17 protein-coding genes are annotated in these 17,945 nt (G+C 60.4%); 13 read left to right on the top strand and 4 right to left on the bottom strand.

All coding sequences use genetic code 11. The annotated features are described in order from the left end of the window. The first annotated feature begins 70 nt into the window (after positions 1-70). From E8M77_RS13090 to E8M77_RS13110, 5 genes are all read left to right on the top strand, one after another. A complete protein-coding gene (locus E8M77_RS13090) occupies positions 71-1,111 on the top strand; it encodes an extracellular solute-binding protein (RefSeq protein WP_137131058.1) in 1,041 nt (346 codons plus the stop codon). 193 nt (positions 1,112-1,304) lie between these two features. After that, entirely contained in the window at positions 1,305-2,129 is an 825-nt protein-coding gene (locus tag E8M77_RS13095; protein WP_137131059.1) for an ABC transporter permease, read from the top strand. A gap of 4 nt (positions 2,130-2,133) precedes the next feature. Further along, positions 2,134-2,922 (top strand): ABC transporter permease, encoded by a 789-nt coding sequence (locus E8M77_RS13100; RefSeq protein ID WP_137131060.1) that lies wholly within the window; start codon positions 2,134-2,136, stop codon positions 2,920-2,922. Positions 2,923-2,929: 7 nt separating this feature from the next. Continuing rightward, a complete protein-coding gene (locus tag E8M77_RS13105; protein ID WP_137131061.1) occupies positions 2,930-3,988 on the top strand; it encodes an ABC transporter ATP-binding protein in 1,059 nt (352 codons plus the stop codon). A gap of 9 nt (positions 3,989-3,997) precedes the next feature. Continuing rightward, a complete protein-coding gene (locus E8M77_RS13110) occupies positions 3,998-5,392 on the top strand; it encodes a dipeptidase (RefSeq protein ID WP_137131062.1) in 1,395 nt (464 codons plus the stop codon). Positions 5,393-5,450: 58 nt separating this feature from the next. On the opposite strand, the gene E8M77_RS13115 is transcribed toward E8M77_RS13110, so the two are convergent. The 4 genes from E8M77_RS13115 to E8M77_RS13130 form a co-directional block, all read right to left on the bottom strand. Then, complete coding sequence (locus E8M77_RS13115) at positions 5,451-7,319, bottom strand: adenine deaminase C-terminal domain-containing protein (RefSeq protein ID WP_246659241.1); 1,869 nt, start codon at positions 7,317-7,319, stop codon at positions 5,451-5,453. A gap of 129 nt (positions 7,320-7,448) precedes the next feature. After that, positions 7,449-8,105, bottom strand: a complete 657-nt coding sequence (locus E8M77_RS13120; RefSeq protein ID WP_137131064.1) for an SMC-Scp complex subunit ScpB — start codon at positions 8,103-8,105, stop codon at positions 7,449-7,451. Positions 8,106-8,107: 2 nt separating this feature from the next. Next, entirely contained in the window at positions 8,108-9,031 is a 924-nt protein-coding gene (locus tag E8M77_RS13125) for a DUF1403 family protein (protein WP_246659242.1), read from the bottom strand. Between the two features lie 97 nt (positions 9,032-9,128). Next, complete coding sequence (locus E8M77_RS13130) at positions 9,129-10,067, bottom strand: AraC family transcriptional regulator (RefSeq protein WP_137131065.1); 939 nt, start codon at positions 10,065-10,067, stop codon at positions 9,129-9,131. 383 nt (positions 10,068-10,450) lie between these two features. On the opposite strand from E8M77_RS13130, the gene E8M77_RS13135 reads away from it, so the two are divergent. The 8 genes from E8M77_RS13135 to E8M77_RS13170 form a co-directional block, all read left to right on the top strand. Further along, positions 10,451-11,335, top strand: a complete 885-nt coding sequence (locus tag E8M77_RS13135) for a sugar ABC transporter permease (RefSeq protein WP_137131066.1) — start codon at positions 10,451-10,453, stop codon at positions 11,333-11,335. Positions 11,336-11,339: 4 nt separating this feature from the next. Further along, a complete protein-coding gene (locus E8M77_RS13140; RefSeq protein WP_137131067.1) occupies positions 11,340-12,248 on the top strand; it encodes a carbohydrate ABC transporter permease in 909 nt (302 codons plus the stop codon). A gap of 4 nt (positions 12,249-12,252) precedes the next feature. Next, complete coding sequence (locus tag E8M77_RS13145) at positions 12,253-13,368, top strand: ABC transporter ATP-binding protein (protein ID WP_137131068.1); 1,116 nt, start codon at positions 12,253-12,255, stop codon at positions 13,366-13,368. 22 nt (positions 13,369-13,390) lie between these two features. Then, positions 13,391-14,650, top strand: a complete 1,260-nt coding sequence (locus tag E8M77_RS13150; protein WP_137131069.1) for an ABC transporter substrate-binding protein — start codon at positions 13,391-13,393, stop codon at positions 14,648-14,650. 67 nt (positions 14,651-14,717) lie between these two features. Further along, the gene (locus E8M77_RS13155; RefSeq protein WP_246659243.1) at positions 14,718-16,229 is read left to right on the top strand and encodes a glycoside hydrolase family 28 protein; all 1,512 of its coding nucleotides are present in this window, start codon (positions 14,718-14,720) and stop codon (positions 16,227-16,229) included. 2 nt (positions 16,230-16,231) lie between these two features. Continuing rightward, positions 16,232-17,350 (top strand): glycoside hydrolase family 88 protein, encoded by a 1,119-nt coding sequence (locus E8M77_RS13160; RefSeq protein WP_170975860.1) that lies wholly within the window; start codon positions 16,232-16,234, stop codon positions 17,348-17,350. Between the two features lie 79 nt (positions 17,351-17,429). Next, positions 17,430-17,678, top strand: coding sequence for a plasmid stabilization protein (locus E8M77_RS13165; RefSeq protein WP_137131072.1), 249 nt, complete (start codon positions 17,430-17,432; stop codon positions 17,676-17,678). Further along, positions 17,675-17,945, top strand: a 271-nt coding sequence (locus tag E8M77_RS13170; protein ID WP_137131073.1) for a PIN domain-containing protein, incomplete at its 3' end; no start/stop codon positions are given. The genes E8M77_RS13165 and E8M77_RS13170, both read left to right, overlap by 4 nt.

A 17,945-nucleotide genomic window follows, 5' to 3' on the forward strand; every position in this document is an offset into this window, starting at 1 on the left:
CTAGTATGGGCTTTCTGAAGGGGTGGCGCTTGTCCGTTCCCCAAACCATCCCCGAAGAAGGAATGATGATATGACGAAAACACCACGCCTGCGCGTCTCGGCCGTGGCGATTGCCGTTGCCATGGCAGCTGCGGCATCCTCGGCCGCGCAGGCCAAGACCCTGACGATTTCATGGTGGGGCTTCAACGGCGATAAGCTGAACGCCAATATCGTCGAGCCCTTCAAGAAAATCTGCGGCTGCGAAATCGTGTTCGAAACCGGCAACAATGCCGACCGCCTGAACAAGCTGAAGCTGCGCGATGGCAAGGGCGTCGATGTCATCTATCTGAGCGACAGCTTCTCGCAGGCCGGCATTGCCGGCGGCATGTTCCAGAAGGTGGATGCTGCAAAACTGCCCAATCTGGCCGATGTCTATGATCTCGCCAAGGATCCGCAGGGCGGCTATGGCCCGGCCTATACGATCGGCCGCGTCGGCATCGTCTACGATTCCGCCAAGGTCAATCCGCCGATCACCGCCTGGAAGGATCTGTGGCGCGCAGACCTGAAGAGTGCCGTCACGCTGCCGGGCATCACCACCACGGCTGGCCCGATGGTCGTGCTGCAGGCTGGCAAGCAGGCCGGCGCCGATGCATTTGCCGATGCCGACAAGGCCTTCAAATCCGTCGAAGCGCTGAAGGTGAATGTTGCCAAGAACTACAATACCGGTTCTGAAATGGTGAACCTCATCTCCACCGGCGAAGCCAAGGTTGCCGTTGCGCAGGATTTCACGCTGGCCTCGATGAAGGCTGCCGTGCCGACCATGACCTGGGCGAGCCTGTCGGATGGCGATATCGCCACGCTGAATACCGTCAACATCCCGAAGGGCTCGGAAAATGTTGAGCTGGCCCACCAGTTCATCAACTTCATCCTGTCGAAGGATGTGCAGCAGATCAATGCCGAGCAGGGCGTCGATGCCCCGGTTTCCACCAAGGTTCAGCTGACGCCGGATCAGGCCAAGGTCTGGACCTATGGCCCCGACATGATAGCCAAGCTCAACCGTCTCGACTATGTGAAGCTCAACGACGCCAAGACCGATTGGATCGATCGCTGGAACGAGATCTTCAGCCGCTGAGTAACATTCGACGGTAAGATCCGCATCGGCCCGGCGTCAATCCGGGCCGATGCTCTTGAATGATCCGCCCCTATGCGGCATTCTGTCCCTGGCTGACCACGGTTCTGGTCTGCATTACCATTCACGCGACAGCGAAATTCCGGCCCCATTCGGCTGCTGACGAGCACCGGTTCGGCCTCTTGGGCATGATATGATGAAACGTTTAACCCCCTGGATTCTGGTCGGTCCCGCAAGCCTTCTCGTGCTTGCCTTTCTCATTTTGCCGGTCGGCGCGACGCTGGTGGAAACCTTTGCCGATCCGAAGGGATGGCTTGCTCCTTACGCGGCGTTTTTCAACAGTGGCTTTCGCCGCACCGTGCTTTACCGCACGATCGAGGTCTCGCTGATCACCACCATTCTATCGGTCATCCTGGGCTTTATCGCAGCCTATGTCGTGGCGCAGATGCCGGCCCGCTGGAAAAGCATCATGATCATTGCAGCGGTGTTTCCGCTGCTGACCGGTGTCGTGGTGCGCTCCTTTGCCTGGCTGATCCTGCTTGGCAAGAACGGTATCCTGAACAACCTGCTTCTATCGCTGGGCGCCATATCCGAGCCGCTCACCATGCTCTATACCAAGGGTGCGGTGATTGCGGCCATGGTCTATCTCTTTGTGCCGCTGATGATCCTGACGCTTGCCGGCGTGCTGGAAGGCATTCCCAAGGACGTAACGGAGGCGGCCAGTTCGCTCGGCGCACCTCCCTTTGCCGTGTTCCGCCAGGTCATCCTGCCGCTCGCCATGCCGGGCCTCATCGTCGGTGCCGTGCTCGTCTTTACCGGCAGCTTTACCTCCTATGCCACACCGCAATTGCTGGGCGGCGAAAGCCAGATGATGATGGGTACCTTCCTCTACCAGCGCGCCATGGTGACCTTTGACTGGACCGGCGCCTCGACGGTTGCCGCAATCATGGTGGTCGTGACCATTACCATCGTTGTCCTGATGACGCGGCTTGCTCGCCGCATGAACCCGATGGCGGCTTGATCCCATGCGCACCACACTTCACCCCGCCCTCCTGATGATCGCCTCGCTGATTTTCGCGATCCTGATTGCGCCCCTTTTCATCATTCTGGGCGCATCGGTTAGCGATACGAGCTATCTCACCTTTCCGCCGCAGGGCTTTACGCTGCAGTGGTATTCCAACATTTTCGAGATCACGGCCTTCCGCACCACGGCCATTACCAGCCTGCAGATCGCCTTTTTCGGTACGTTCCTGGCGCTTCTCATCGGCATTCCAGCCGCCTATGCGCTCAACCGGTTTCGCGTGCGCCTGCCGTCCTTTCTCTCCAATGTCTTCGTGCTGCCCATTCTCGTGCCGGAAATCGTGCTCGGCTTCTCGCTGATGAAATCGATCACCATAGGGCTCGATCTTCCGGTCTATACGACGCTTCTGATGGGCCATACGCTGCTTGTCCTGCCCTATGCGGTGCGTGTTGTCGGGGCGAGCCTTGCCTCCTTCGATTTCTCGGTGGAAGAGGCAGCCATCAGCCTCGGCTGCCCGCCGCTCAAGGCCTTTCTCACCGTGGTTCTGCCCAATATCAGCGCCGGCGTGATCGCTGCCTTCATCCTCGCCTTCATCACATCGGTGAATGATGTCTCCATCTCGCTCTTCCTCACCGGTCCTGGCGTCTCAACCCTGCCGATCCAGATTCTGGCGCATATGGAACAGTTCTTCGATCCGACGATTGCGTCGGTATCGGTGCTTCTGATGCTGCTGACGGTGGGCGTAATGGCCATCGTCGAAGCCACCCTTGGCCTCACCTTCCTGACAAAGTGAAACATCCGTGACCGTATCGCTGACCCTTGACAATGTTACCGCCCATTATGGGTCCACGCAGGTTCTGCAGGACCTTTCCCTTGCTATTGCTGCTGGAGAACTGGTCTCGCTGCTGGGCGCCTCCGGCTGTGGCAAGACCACGACGCTGCGCCTCGTGGCAGGCTTTCTCGAGCCGACATCCGGCTCAATCCGGCTGGGCGATCGTGACCTCACCCGCATGCCGGCGCACCAGCGCGATATCGGCCTGGTCTTCCAGAACTATGCCCTGTTTCCGCATCTCTCGGTGCGCGACAATGTCGCATTCGGCCTGAAGCAGCGCGGGCTCGGCAGCGTGGAGCGCAAGGCCAAGGCCGACACGATGCTGGAGCGTGTCGGGCTTTCTGCCTTTGCCGAGCGTATGCCGGCGGCCCTGTCCGGTGGGCAGAAACAGCGCGTGGCGCTTGCCCGCGCACTGGTCATCGAACCACCGCTCCTGATGTTCGATGAGCCGCTGTCCAATCTCGATGCCAAGTTGCGCGTCGATATGCGCGTCGAAATCCGTCGCCTGCAGCGCGCCAATGGCACGACCTCGCTCTATGTCACGCATGACCAGGAAGAGGCCTTTTCGATTTCCGATCGCGTGGCCATCATGAATGCCGGCCGCATCATGCAGCTGGATCGGCCGGAAGTGCTCTACCAGCGCCCGGCCAACAGTTTCGTTGCCCGCTTCGTCGGCTTCGAGAACCTGATCGACATGACGGTGACGGAGCGCAATGGCGCATCCGTGAAGGCAACGACCCCGGCAGGTGCCTCGGTTTTCCTGTCGCAGGATGTGTTTGGCGCCATTCCTGACCGTTTCGTGCTGGCTGCCCGCCCGGATGGACTTGCCGTGACGCGCAGCGAGGATGGCATTCCTGTGACGCTCGGCATTCGCACCTATCTCGGCCGCGCCTACCAGTATCAGTGCATGGCGCAGTCGGGCACCTATCTTGGCAATGGCCCGCTGACCGAACCGCTGGAGCCGGGAACGGCAGCCAGCCTGGTTCCCGTGCCGGAACAATGCTGCATCCTGCCCTCCGACGCATGAGGAACTCCCATGTCGCTCTCCCCCACCGAACTCGACGCAGTTCTGGCGCAGGTAGATGCCGCGCTGCCGCAGGCGCTTGACCGCCTGTTTGCGTTGATCCGCATTCCGAGCGTTTCCACTGATCGGGCCTATGCTGCCGATTGCCGGCGTGCGGCAGAATGGCTGGCACAGGATCTCGCCAATATCGGCTTTGACGCTTCGGTACGCGACACGACGGGCCATCCAATGGTGGTTGGCCATGCGCGAAAAGGCGAGGGCGCCAATATCCTCTTTTACGGCCACTACGATGTGCAGCCGGTCGATCCGCTGGCACTGTGGGAGACCGATCCCTTCGAGCCGGTGATGAAGCCGCTCGCCAATGGCGATACGGCCATCGTTGCGCGCGGTGCCTCCGACGACAAGGGGCAGATGATGACCTTTGTCGAAGCCTGCCGCGCCTTCAAGGTGGTCACCGGCGGGCTTCCGGTCGGCATCAGCATTCTCTTTGAAGGGGAAGAGGAGGCCGGGAGCCCAAGCCTTGCGCCCTTTATGGAAGAGGCTGCAGATGAGTTGAAAAGCGATGTGGTCTTCGTCTGCGATACCGACATGTGGGACCGCGAGACGCCGGCGATCACCACCATGCTGCGCGGCCTTGTCAGCCAGGAAATCGAAATCACCTGCGCCGACCGCGACCTGCATTCGGGAATGTTCGGCAATGCCGCGCGCAATGCACTGCAGGTGCTGGGCGATGTGGTGGCAAGCCTGCGCAGGCCTGACGGCAGCGTCGCTGTCGACGGCTTCTATGAGGGCGTGACGGAGCTTTCCGATGAGGTAAGGGCGCTCTGGCAGCGGCTGCCGTTTGACGAGCAGGCGTTCCTGAGCGATGTCGGCCTGTCGATCCCGGCAGGGGAGGAGGGCCGCTCCATCCTTGAACAGGTCTGGGCACGGCCCAGCTGCGAGATCAACGGCATGATGGGCGGCTATACCGGGGAGGGGTTCAAGACCGTTATTCCCGCCAAGGCGTCTGCCAAGATTTCCTTCCGCCTCGTGGCCGGCCAGGACCCGGAAAAGATCCGCGACGCATTTCGGGCGCATGTGCTGGCAAGGGTGCCGGCCGATTGCAGCGTCACCTTCAAGACCTATGGTCTGGCGCCTGCCATCACCATGCCGCTGGACAGCGAATTTCTGCGGGCGACAAGCGGAGCACTGACAGCGGAATGGGGCCGTGAAACTGCACTGGCTGGGACCGGCGGTTCCATTCCGATCGTCGGCGCCTTCAAGGAGAAATTGGGGGCCGATACGCTTCTCGTCGGCTTTGCCCGCTTCGACAACCGGGTCCACAGCCCGAACGAGAAATACGACCTGTCGAGCTTCCGTCACGGCATCCGCTCATGGATCCGTATTCTGGCGGCCCTTTCGACCTGACGTGCAAAAAAGCCATCCGGCAGTGGATAACCTGCCGGAACTTTCCAATCGAGACCTGTCAGAACACAATCTTCTGCACTGCCCCGGTCTGGACATTGACCAGCCCTTGGGGCGCGTAGTCGCTGGGGGCCACCAGAACCCAGCGCCAGGGCGCGCAGGTCAGCGTTGCAAAGGCAAGCCGCTCGGGAAATCCCGGAAACCAGCGCGGGCTGAAGGTCGGCTCATACATCCAGTCGATCTTGTCACCTTCGGCGTAGAGCGCCTGCATTTCCTCATGCAGGATTTCCGGCGCCCGGCAGGTCATCAGACCGGCCACTTCATAGCGCACGGTTGCCACAAGTTTCCCCTCGCGCACCAGCGCCCAACCGCCATCGTTCTCCGCAATGGCATTGACGGCCAGCGCCATTGCCTCATCGGATGAGCCGACGCACCAGATATTGTGCTTGTCATGCGCCATGGAGCAGGCAAGTGCTGTATCTGGCGTGCGCGGGCCGCAGCCGAGCCAGAACATTTTCGAGACCGCACCCTTGCCGGAAAACCGGTCGATGACGGAAAACTTGGTGATATTGCGCGCTTCGTCACGCTGCACCAGCCCGCCTTCGACGGGAAGTTCGAAGGTCAGCATATCATCGGCCCAGTGGAAAGGCCGCAAGACCGCTGCCTGCATGGTTTCCCGTCCGGGCTCGGCGAAGATGGCGAAATCGGCATCCGTCAGCGGCCGGCCAATGTTGATCGTCTTGGTTGCCCAGTCCGGCCAGTCGATCTTCGGCACCTCGGGAAGATAGCGCGTGCCTTCCGAGACCTGTCGCCCATCCGCCCAGACCTTGGCAATCTCGAATGCCTGAACATCGGAAAGCAGAACCATGTCGGCGTAGCGACCCGGCGCAATCGAGCCGACATAAGGGGTGAGCCGCATATGGCGGGCCGGGTTGATGGTGGCGCATTGGATGGCGATTTCCGGCGCGAGACCGGACTGGATGGCAAGCCGGACATTGTAATCGGTGGCGCCGAGTTTCAGCGTGTCGGAGGCGCTTCGATCATCGGTGGTGAAGGCGATCTGCGACCAGTCGGCAAGCCCTTTTTCGATGAGCCCCTTGATCACCTCGGGAAGGCTGTGGGGACGAAGCTCCATGAAGAGGCCATGGGTTAGCTTGTCCCAGAATTCTTCCAGCGTCCAGGCCTCGTGGTCCGAGGCCAAACCGGCGCTGGCAAAGGCATTGATGGTCGGCAGGTCGCGAATGCCGGCGGCATGGCCTTCCACGACGCCGCGCTGTTCGAATGTGGCGCGGATCATGCCCCAGAGCCGGTCATAGGATGGGTTGTCGCGGTTCCACACCGCCGGCCAGTCCATCACCTCATCCAGGCCGGCCACCATCAGGCTTTCCTTCAGAAACGCCCTCTGTTCGTCATAGCCCAGATAGCCGCCGCCATGCTCATAGCCGGTGGGCGGCACGGCGGAGCCGGGCAGGGGGAAGATCTTGAGAGGCGAGCCCGCCTCGCGCGCCTTCAGCCAGAATTCCAGCGTCTTTGCGCCATTGACGTTGGAAAATTCATGGCTTGCCTCGCAGGTCCAGGTATTGCCGCGCGGCAGAACCAGCGCGGCCTCCCATTCCGGCGTCAGATGCGAGCTTTCGATATGCTTGTGAACCTCGCCAAGTCCCGGCACGGCGGCAAGATCCGGCTCATGCACGCGCATTGCCACTTCGCCCGGATAGGAGCCTGCCGGGCCGACATAGGCAATGCGCCGGCCCTTGATGATGATCTCCTGATCATCGGCCCAGGTGCGTGTCGATACATCCAGCAGCCGCCCGACGCGAAGCGCCACATCCGCCGGCTCCTTGCCCAGCGCCACCAGCGTCAACTGCTGGCGGATGGCTATTTCGTCTGCGGCGGTCGGATTGATGTCGGCGGGGGCGGGGCGCGTCACGGGCCTCTCCATGTCAGGGCAAATGTGCGGGAACACTCAAAGCAAATCGAGCATTGCCAATGGCATAGACCCGCAGAGGGCGGATCGCAACCGATCTTGTGGCCCGCGCTTGCCCCTTGTGTGTCAATACTATTCCGTCTCGACGTCTTCGTCGCCAAGCAGGCTGCTGAGCACATCTTTCTGGATGTGGTGGCGGCTGAGAAGGCCGGCATCCTCCAGCATTTCGAGATCCGGCAGGTCGCGCAGCGTGGCAAAGCCGAAGGCGGTCAGAAAGGCGGATGTCGTGATATAGGTATAGGGTGCGCCGGGCGACGGGCTGCGCGGCCCAAAGCTGATGAAGCCGCCGCGCTTGATGCTGCCGATCGTGTCGCGGCTCACTTCCCTACCAAAGATGCGTGAGATTTCGCTGCGGGTGACCGGCTGGAAATAACCGATCACCATCAACACCATCGCTTCGTGCTGGCTAAGGCCGGGCGGCAGATCGACCGGCGCGCCGGAGGCCTTGATCACATCGGCATAGGCCGGCTTGGTGCGGAACTGGTAGCCGCCGCCGACCAGCGCCAGTTCGAAGGGCTTTGTAGCCAGTTCCGCCTGGATGTCGCTGATGATCAGATCCAGATTGCAATCATGCCCGATGACCGAGGAGAGAATGTCCCGGCTGACCGGTTCGCGCGCGGCAAATACTACGGCCTCGACCCGGTTCATCCATTCGCGCCAACGTGCCGAAGCCGGCAAAGCGTCCAAATTGCGATCGATAACCGGGGGCTGCTTGGGGCTTCTTGCCATGCTCAGAGCCCGAAGATGCGAAAGTTCGGCCGGCCCGAAAGCTCGCGAATGACGCCGAAGGAAAGCAGGCGTTCAAACAGCCGGCGGGAGGCAAAGCGTGACAGGCGGCTTGTGGCAAGCGATCCGGACACGGCATCGTCCGATAAAAGCAGATCGATGACATCGCCGGCGCCCTTGGCGCGCAGTTTCGGCACAACGGCAGACAGATCGCTCGCGCGCCGGTCGATTTCGGCAGCCAGTCGCAAGGCACCAGTTGCGGCATCGGCAAGCGCTAGCGCCACGGCCCGCGGGAAGGTATCCGCATCGGGGCTCAAGCGTTTCTGGCTTTTTTCGGCGCGAAAATAGACTGCGTTGCGCTCGGCCATCAACAGTGGAACAGTTGCCGGCCATTGCATCATGTCGCGCAACAGCTGATCGGCCACCCACCAGGCCAGAAGCTCGTATTGCGGGCCAAGCGTGATGATGCGCTGCAGGATGGTGGCGAGTGCAAGCGATGGCGCTATGCCCTTGCGCCTTGCCGCATCGCACCACAAAGGCAGCTCGTCCAGTTCTTCGCGCCAGGAAAGCCCGAGCAGCAGAGCCACGTTCTTCAGCGTCTCGGTTTCCAGAAACATCGGGCGGGCTGCGGACTTTTTCCATACGCCATAGATATCGCCGGCGGGGCCTGCATCATCACCCGGCTTGCGTAGCACCCAGGCATCGCGCAGCTCCGTTTCCGCCTCGCGCCGGCCAACCAGCCGCACGGCAATCAGCGCGGATTTCAACGCCAGCCGCTGTCTCCAGGCGCCGGCCCAGATGGGTTCGGCGCGCACGATGCGGTCAAGCGCCAGAAGCGCTGCGCCGCAGAGAAATACGGCATCCGCTTCACTTTCGACCGCCACCCGACGGGTGGCCCAGGCCGGAAGCAGAAAGGCGGGATCGGTCATTGACCGGGATGCGCGTTGAGGGTTCATGCCGCTCAACATAAAGGCTTTGCGCGCTTGCGCCAGACCAGGTGAAGCGAACCGCACAGGTCTTTCCGTCTCAATGGGTCTCTGGACGACTTTCCAGCCGGCGCGACAGGAGCGGATAGACCACCTGTCCATCCTCTTCGCCGCGCGGAAACTGACCGTCGCGGTGGCGCCGTTCGGCGGCCTTGTAGCCCGCCGGGCTGACGCCAATGTAGTGCTTGAACATGCGGGAGAAATAATAGCTGTCGCTATAGCCGATGAAGGCCGCCGTCTGTTTGACGGAACGCCCGCCGGCGAGCAGGCCCATGGCCCGCTCCATCCGCTTGAATTCCTGGTATTTTGTCGGCGTGAGGCCGACCTGCCGGCGAAAGACACGGCGGAAATAATCGAGATTATAGGGGATGGAGGAGAGAACCTTGGCGACGATGTCATCGTCCAGCGGATCGGCGGCGATGCGGCTTGCCGCCACCATCACCGCCAGCGACAGCGCGTCAGGATTGTCGACCGAGGCTTCCTGCTGCTGGCGCCAGCCGAGAAAGGCCGCCTCAATGAAATCGATCAGCAGCACCATGAACAGATGGTGCTGCGCCAGTGTTGTGGACGACATTGGCACGCTTTCGCGGTAGTGCCGCACAAGCGGCTGCAGCATGTCCCATCGCGGCAGCTTCACGGCCCGGCGCATATCCATTTGCGACATCATGTCCATACGCCCGAAGACGTCGAGCGTGAAATGCTGGGCAACGCCGGTGTAAAGCTCCTGCGAGGTCGTGCGCCCGACAAAGCGGGTATTGGCCTCGATCAGCATGGCGCAGCCGGGCTCGATATCGATCGTCTCGCCAGCGATTTCATATTGCGCAGTTCCTGTAAGACATATGACAAGATCGTGCACGCTGTTGCGTTTGTCGATGCTCCAGCTCTGCGAGTGCTGCATCTTGATGGTCGAGCGAGTGAGTGCCAGGCTCAAGGCCTGCACGGGAATGGCGGCCAGAGGTCCTTGTTCGTTTTTATCCATCTTTTTGTCCGGAAGCCTCTATTCTCTTCTTGCTGCCTCAAGATGATAGTAGCCGCCATCGATGGAGTTGACCAGATCCATCGCCTGTTCAAAGGGAGGAGCGGGGCCGTGGTGACGGAATAGAGCGCTTTTGCGCCGCCCGTCCAACTATGCCTCGAAATCAAGATGCAGAATTCGGAATACCATAGTATGCCCCTCTTCGATCCGTCATGGAACGAGGCGCGCAACTGTGCGGTGAAGTCAGCGGCTGATGTCGCCCAAGCTGGCACAGCCGCCACCATCGCAAATCTGTATGACATCAGGACGATGGCAAGCCCAACTGGCGCTGCCACCGGTGCTGTGCGCCCGCTGTCATCGAAGCGCCTTGCCTGCGGAGTTGCCGCATGAGCGGAGATAGCCGTATCCTGGGACTGTTTTATCTGTCCCCTTACATCATCGGGCTCCTGGTGTTTACCGCGCTGCCATTTGCGGCGTCTTTCTACCTGAGCTTTACCGACTATAATTTGATGAGCGCGCCGGTGTTTACCGGTCTCGACAATTACTGGAAGCTGTTCACCGGCGACCGCACCTTCCGCAAGTCCCTGTGGGTCACGCTCGTCTATGTGTTTACGACGGTGCCGCTGAAGCTTGCCTTTGCGCTCTTCATTGCTGTGATCCTGAACTACAAGCTGAAGTTCATCAATTTCTTCCGCACCGCCTTTTATGTTCCTTCCATCCTCGGTGGCTCCATCGCCATCGCGGTCATGTGGCGCTACCTGTTTGCCGATGTCGGCATCGTCAATATGGGGCTTGCCACGCTCGGCATCGAGCCGGTCAACTGGTTCGGCGATCCGACGAATGCGCTGTTCACCATCACGCTTCTGCGTCTGTGGCAGTTCGGTTCGGCCATGGTGATTTTCCTGGCAGCGCTCCAGAGCATCGACAAGTCGCTCTATGAGGCCGCCTCGATCGATGGTGCCGGCAAGTTCGCCACCTTCTGGCATATCACCATGCCGCTGATTACCCCGGTCATCTTCTTCAACCTGATCATGCAGATGGTCCAGGCCTTCCAGGAATTCAACGGTCCCTACATCATCACCCAGGGCGGTCCGCTGAAATCCACCTATCTCCTGCCGCTCTATATCTATGAGGAAGCCTTCAAGCGCTTTGACATGGGCTATGCCTCGGCCATTGCCTGGGTGCTGTTCGTGATCATCATGGTGCTTACCCTCATCGCCTTCTGGTCCTCGCGCCATTGGGTCTACTACGCCGGCGACAAGAGGAGCTAATCCCATGGCTGACCATATCCTTACCCAGAACCTCGCACTCGACCAGGAAGCCGATCGTGTCCTGAAGGCCCAGCGCCGTCGCCAGATCATCGGTGCAACCCTTCGATATGGCGTGCTGACCGTCGTCGGCCTCTTCATGCTCTATCCGCTGATCTGGCTGGTCGGGGCGTCGTTCAAGCCGAATTCCGAGATCTTTGCCGGTGCCGGCTTCATCCCCGACGAAGCCACTGTGGCCGGCTACGTCCAGGGCTGGCAGACATCGACGCCCTATACGTTCGGGCGGTTCTTCTGGAACACGTTCCTGATTGTCGTGCCGAAAATGATCGGCACGGTCATCTCCTGCACGGCGGTTGCCTATGGTTTTGCGCGCTTTGATTTTCCCGGCAAGAAGATCCTGTTTGCCTCGCTGATCGCCACGCTGCTCCTGCCGAATGTCGTCACCCGCATTCCCCAGTATCTGCTGTTTCGCGATCTCGGCTGGCTGGATACGTTCTTGCCGCTCTGGGTGCCGTCTGCCTTTGCCGGAGATGCCTTCTTCGTCTTCATGCTGGTGCAGTTCCTGCGCGCCATTCCGCGCGACATGGAAGAGGCCGCCCGCGTCGATGGCGCCAATACCTGGCAGGTTCTGCTGTTCATCGTCGTGCCGCTTCTGACGCCGGCGCTCATCTCGGTCTGCCTCTTCCAGTTCATGTGGACCATGAACGACTTCCTCGGACCGCTCATCTATCTCTCGTCCGTCGACAAGTTCCCCGTGTCGCTGGCCCTCAAACTGTCGATCGACACCACCGAAGCCTTCGAATGGAACCGCATTCTCGCGATGTCCGTGCTGACCATCATGCCGGCGCTCATCGTGTTCTTTGTGGCCCAGAAATACTTCATCGAAGGCATCTCCGCCGGTGGCGTGAAAGGATAAGACCATGGCTCGCTTGCAGCTTAGAAACCTCGAAAAAGACTATGGCGGCTTCAAAGCCGTGCACGGGATCAACCTGGAAGTCGCAGATGGCGAGTTCATGGTTCTGGTCGGCCCTTCCGGCTGCGCCAAATCCACGACGCTGCGCATGATTGCCGGCCTCGAACGTATCACCGGCGGCGAGATCCGCATCGGCGATGACCTCGTCAATGACAAGGCACCCGGCGAGCGCGGCATTGCCATGGTGTTCCAGAACTATGCGCTTTATCCGCATATGAAGGTGCGCAAGAACCTGTCCTTCGGCCTGCGCCTGAAGCGGCGTCCGGCAGAAGAAATCGAGCAGGCGACCCGCGACGTCTCCAATATCCTGGAGATTGGTGACTATTTGGAACGCCTGCCCAAGCAGCTTTCCGGCGGCCAGGCGCAGCGCGTCGCTGTCGGTCGCGCCCTCATCAAAAAGCCGCAGGTCTTCCTGTTTGACGAGCCGCTGTCAAACCTCGATGCCAAGCTGCGTGCGTCCATGCGCGTGCGCATCACCGATCTGCACAAACAGCTCAAAGCCGACGGGCTACAGTCCACCGTCGTCTATGTCACGCATGACCAGACGGAAGCCATGACCATGGGCGACCGCATCTGCGTGATGAAGGAAGGCCGCATCATGCAGGTGGCCGATCCGGTAACGCTCTACAATCGCCCGGCCAATGCCTTCGTTGCCGGCTTTATCGGCAGCCCGGAAATGAACCTCATCGATGCGGAACTGTCCGGCAACCGGCTGGTGATCGGCACGCAGACCTATGATCTATCGCCGGACATCATGGCCCGTCTCAGCCCGAAAACGCCGAAGGGCGTGACGCTGGGCGTGCGCCCGCAGCATTTCGCCGTTGTGGGTCCGGACGCTGAGAACGCGCTCGAGGGCCGTGTCTCGCATGTCGAGTTCATGGGCCACGAAGTCTATCTCTACATCCGCATCGAGGGCCAGCAGATCATCGCCGTCGTATCGGCCAGCAATTACGACCGCAGCAAGATCAATGGCGACCTGATCCGTCTCGCGCCGCAGCCGCAATCGGCGCATCTGTTCGACCGCCAATCCGGGGAAAATGTTTCCCTGGCTGATATCCAGTAACCAACGTTCGGGGAGGAACGACATGAAACTGACCAAACTTCTTCTGGCCACGGCATTTGCCGCCACCAGTCTCGCACCGCTTGCCCACTCTGCCGATCTGCGCATGTCCTGGTGGGGTGGCGACAGCCGCCACAAGGCAACCCAGGTGGCTTTGAAAGCCTGTGGCGACAAGTATGGCCACACGATTGCAGCCGAATTTACCGGCTGGGATGGCCATCTGGAAAAGGTGACGACGCAGATTGCCGGCGGCACCGAAGCCGACATCATGCAGATCAACTGGCCCTGGCTGCCACTGTTCTCGATCAAGGGCGATGGCTTTGCCGACCTCAACCAGTACAAGGACGTGATCGACCTTAGCCAGTGGGCCCCGGAGGAACTGGATGCCGGTTCGATGAACGGCAAGCTGAACGGCCTGTCCGTTTCCACCACCGGCCGCGTCTTCATGTTTAACAAGACGGCGCTCGACAAGGCAGGCGTTCCCGTGCCGAAAACCTGGGACGAGCTGTTTGCCGCGGCAAAGCAGCTGAAGACGAAGGTTGGCCCGGACGCCTATCCGATGAATGCGGTCAAGGAAACGGCCGTCCTGCTGATCTCGCTCTATGCAACGCAGAAGACCGGCAAGGATCTGGTTGATCCTGCAGCAAAGAAGGTTGCCTGGACGCAGGAAGAGCTGGCCGCTGCCATCGATTTCTACGGCAAGCTTGTGTCTGAAGGCGTGGTTGTTTCGCAGAAGAACAATGCGGCAGAAGGCAATCTCAACCTGTTTGAAAGCCCGAAATGGGCCGATGGCCGGATTTCCGGTTCTTATGAGTGGGATTCGACCTTCTCCAAATATGCCGATCCGCTGAAGGGCCAGGTGCTGCAACCGGTTGGCATGCTGAAGAATGCCGTTGCCAAGACAGAAGGTGTCTATCGCAAGCCCTCCATGGTGTTTTCGATCTCCAAGCGCTCCAAGAACCCGAAGGCTGCAGCCCAGATCGTCAATTGCCTGCTGAACGAGCCGGAAGGCATCACGGCCCTTGGCACCTCGCGCGGCCTGCCGGCCAGCAAGATCGCCGCCAAGATGCTGACGGATGCCGGTAAGATCGAGCCACAGATCGTTGCAGCGCATGACATCATCATGAAAGCCAAGGGCCCGACTGTCTCGCCGCTCAACGAGCATCCAGAAGTGCGCGCCGTCTTCCTCGATACGCTTGAGGAATATTCCTACGAGCAGTTGGATTCGAAAGAAGCTGCCGAGCAGATCATCGAAGGCGTCAACGACGTTCTGAAGAAGTTCTGATGCCCGCTGCGGCCCCTCGTTCCGCGTGGCGAGGGGCCGCAACCGACTGACCAACAGGACAATGCCTATGCCGACCCTTTTGCTGCTGGCCGCATCGTCGCGGACGGCGACTTTCAGCCTCAATGCTGTCGATCACCTCTATGCGTTTGAGACGCCGCAGCCCTGGCGCCTTCTGCGGCGCGACGGAACGATGGTCAGAGACGGCATGACGCAGACGGTGGTTTTTACCCTGCATGACCTTCTGCCGGGCGAGGCCTATGATCTCGAGGCGGATGGCGCAGTCCTATCCTTTAACTTGCCGGTTGAAACCGCGCTTTTCGATATCACTGATTTTGGCGCTGACTGCGGAAGTGACAACAATGCGCCCTTCATCCAGAAGGCGATCGATGCGCTTGCCCCCGGTGCCACGCTGAAAGTTCCCGCCGGTCTATTCCAGACTGGCCCGCTATTTTTGAAGAGCGATATGACGCTGCTTCTGGAAGAGGGTGCCGTTCTGTCCGGGCACCCGGACCGGCAGCATTATCCTATACTTGCTGCCCGTCATGAGGATGGCCGGGTGCTTGGCACCTGGGAAGGTGTGTGCGAGCCCTGCTATGCTAGCTTGATCTCGGCGCTCGATTGCCAAAACCTGACGATCACCGGTGCCGGCACGATCGATGGCGGCGGCGATCGCGGTGACTGGTGGACATGGCCGAAGGAAACGCGTGATGGTGCTCGTCGTCCGCGCACACTGTTTCTGTCGCATGGTCACAACATCACGCTCACCGGCTTTACCGTACGCAATTCACCGGCCTGGACCGTGCATCCGGTGTTCTGCCGCGACCTTCTGGCCGCCGGCCTCACGATTCTCAACGATCCCTTGTCGCCCAATACCGATGGGCTGAACCCGGAATGCTGCCGGGATGTGCAATTGACCGGCCTGTTCTTTTCCGTCGGCGATGATTGCATCGCCATCAAGGCCGGCAAGCGCGATCCGAAAGGTGGCCTCGATGAGGCTTGCGAGCGCATCACCATCGAAAACTGCCGCATGGAACGCGGCCATGGCGGGCTTGTCATCGGCAGCGAGATGAGCGGCAGCGTGCGCGACATTGCCGTGCGGCGCTGCATGCTGTCTGAAACCGATCGGGGCCTGCGCGTTAAAACGCGGCGCGGGCGCGGCGGAGAGGTGGAAAACATCACGCTGGAAGATTGCCGGATGGACCGCGTGGCCATGCCGCTCGTCATCAACAGCTTCTACTTTTGCGACGCGGACGGAAGGTCCGATTACGTCCAGTCCCGCGAGGCTCTACCGGTGACGGATGCCACGCCGCAGATTGCCGGCATCACCATCCGCAATGTCGTGGCCGACAATGTCGCCATTGCGGCTGCGGCCTTTTATGGCCTGCCGGAAGCCCCGATCCGCGACATTACCATCGAAAACTATCACGTGACCTATGATCCGCTGGCCAAGCCGGACGTGCCGGATATGGCCTGCCAGTTCGAGCCGCTGCGGCATGGCGGAATCATTGCTGAAAACGCATTTTTCGCCAGCCCTGCCGGTATTCACATTGTCTCGCCCCTCAAGAGTATCGCCGTATGACCATCAGCTTGACCGATTATTTCGACGCCTATGCCCGTGACTATGTTTACTACAAGGGCGGCAGCTGGTGCTACGAGGATGGCTGTCTCTATCGCGGGCTGATCGCTCTTCATGAGGCGACGGGCGACGGGCGCTGGTATCAGCACTTGAAGCGGCTTGTCGATGGCCAGGTGAGCGATAGCGGCAAGCTCGCCGGTTATGCTGTAACCGAATATAATATCGACAATGTGCTGGCGGGCCGCGCGCTGGTCTATCTGGCCGAGAGGACGGGCGAGGTCCGCTATCGCAAGGCTGCCGACCTGCTGGCCAGCCAGTTTCGCACCCATCCGCGCATTTCGGTGGGGCCGCATTGGCATAAGCTGCGCTATCCGCATCAGGTCTGGCTGGACGGGCTTTACATGGCGCTGCCCTTCAAGGCTGAGTATGCTGCTCTTGGCGGCCAGCCCGATCTTGCTACAGAAGCCTTGGTGGAAATGCTGACCGCGCTCGACCTGACCTATGATGCGGGCGCCGGCCTTTACCGGCATGGCTATGACGAAGAGCGGCTTCAGGCCTGGGCCGATCAGCAGACCGGCCTCTCGCCTGCCCATTGGGGACGTTCGATCGGCTGGCTTGCCATGGCCATGGTCGATCTTGTCGAAGTGCTGCCGGCAAGCACCGAGCGTGATGATCTTAGCGCACGTCTCTCAGCCCTGCTAACAAGGCTTGCGGCCCTGCGCACCGCCGATGGACGCTGGCTGCAGGTTCTCGACCAGCCCGATCTGGATGGCAATTACGCAGAAAGCTCGGCAACGGCGATGTTTGCCTATGCTTTCCAGAAGGCGGCAAGGCTCGGGATCACCGGGGCCGAGGCCGAGGTGGGTTCGACGGCACTTCAGAGTCTCATCCGCCATGCGCTGCTTCCCAATGCGGATAAGCGTCCGGTCCTCAAGCAGATCTGCTGCGTGGCGGGCCTGGGTGGCTTTGACGGCAATTATCGCGATGGCTCACCCGCCTATTACCTGTCGGAAGTGCTGCGTGACGACGATATCAAGGGTGTGGCGCCACTGATGATGGCCGAGGCTGAACGGGCGAGAGCCGATGCCGCATCCCCTGCCAAAGCCAGAGCCGCTGTCGCCTAACCTGCTACCCTGCCGTCACCTGCCATCTTGATGGCAGGTGACGTTCTGACTATAGTCTAGGCCAATAGGAGATCATCCGATGGCCGAACCTCAGCTTTCTGTTCGCAGTGCCAAGGCGCGTGACATTGCTCATCGGCTGGCCCGGCGTGAAAATCGCTCGATTGCCGAAATTGTCGAGCGGGCTTTGGAATCCTATGAAGTCCGCGAGGCTGGACGTGAGCCGGTCGCAGATTTTTATGCACGTCTGAAGGAAGCCTGCAGCTCTGATATTGACCTTGAGGAGATTATTCGCGCAGGACGAGTGCCGTATTCAGGACCAGATCTTTGATATTCATCGATACGAATGTAATATCGGAGACGCTGAAAACTGCTCCAGCGCCCGCAGGCAGCACCTGGCTGGTGCGTCACGACGCCGAAATCGCCCTTTCCTCCGTTGTGATCGCTGAGATTGCCTTTGGCATCCAGAAAATTCGACCGGACGAACGTGCCTATCGGCTGGAGAAAGGACTAATACGCGTCCTCATTGATCAGAACCCATTGGCCCATTCTCTGCGTCCGATAGACATGATCCGCCATGGCTGGCTTTCGAGTTTGC

It is taken from the genome of Rhizobium sp. FY34 (genome assembly GCF_005222845.1).
Taxonomy (GTDB): domain Bacteria; phylum Pseudomonadota; class Alphaproteobacteria; order Rhizobiales; family Rhizobiaceae; genus Neorhizobium.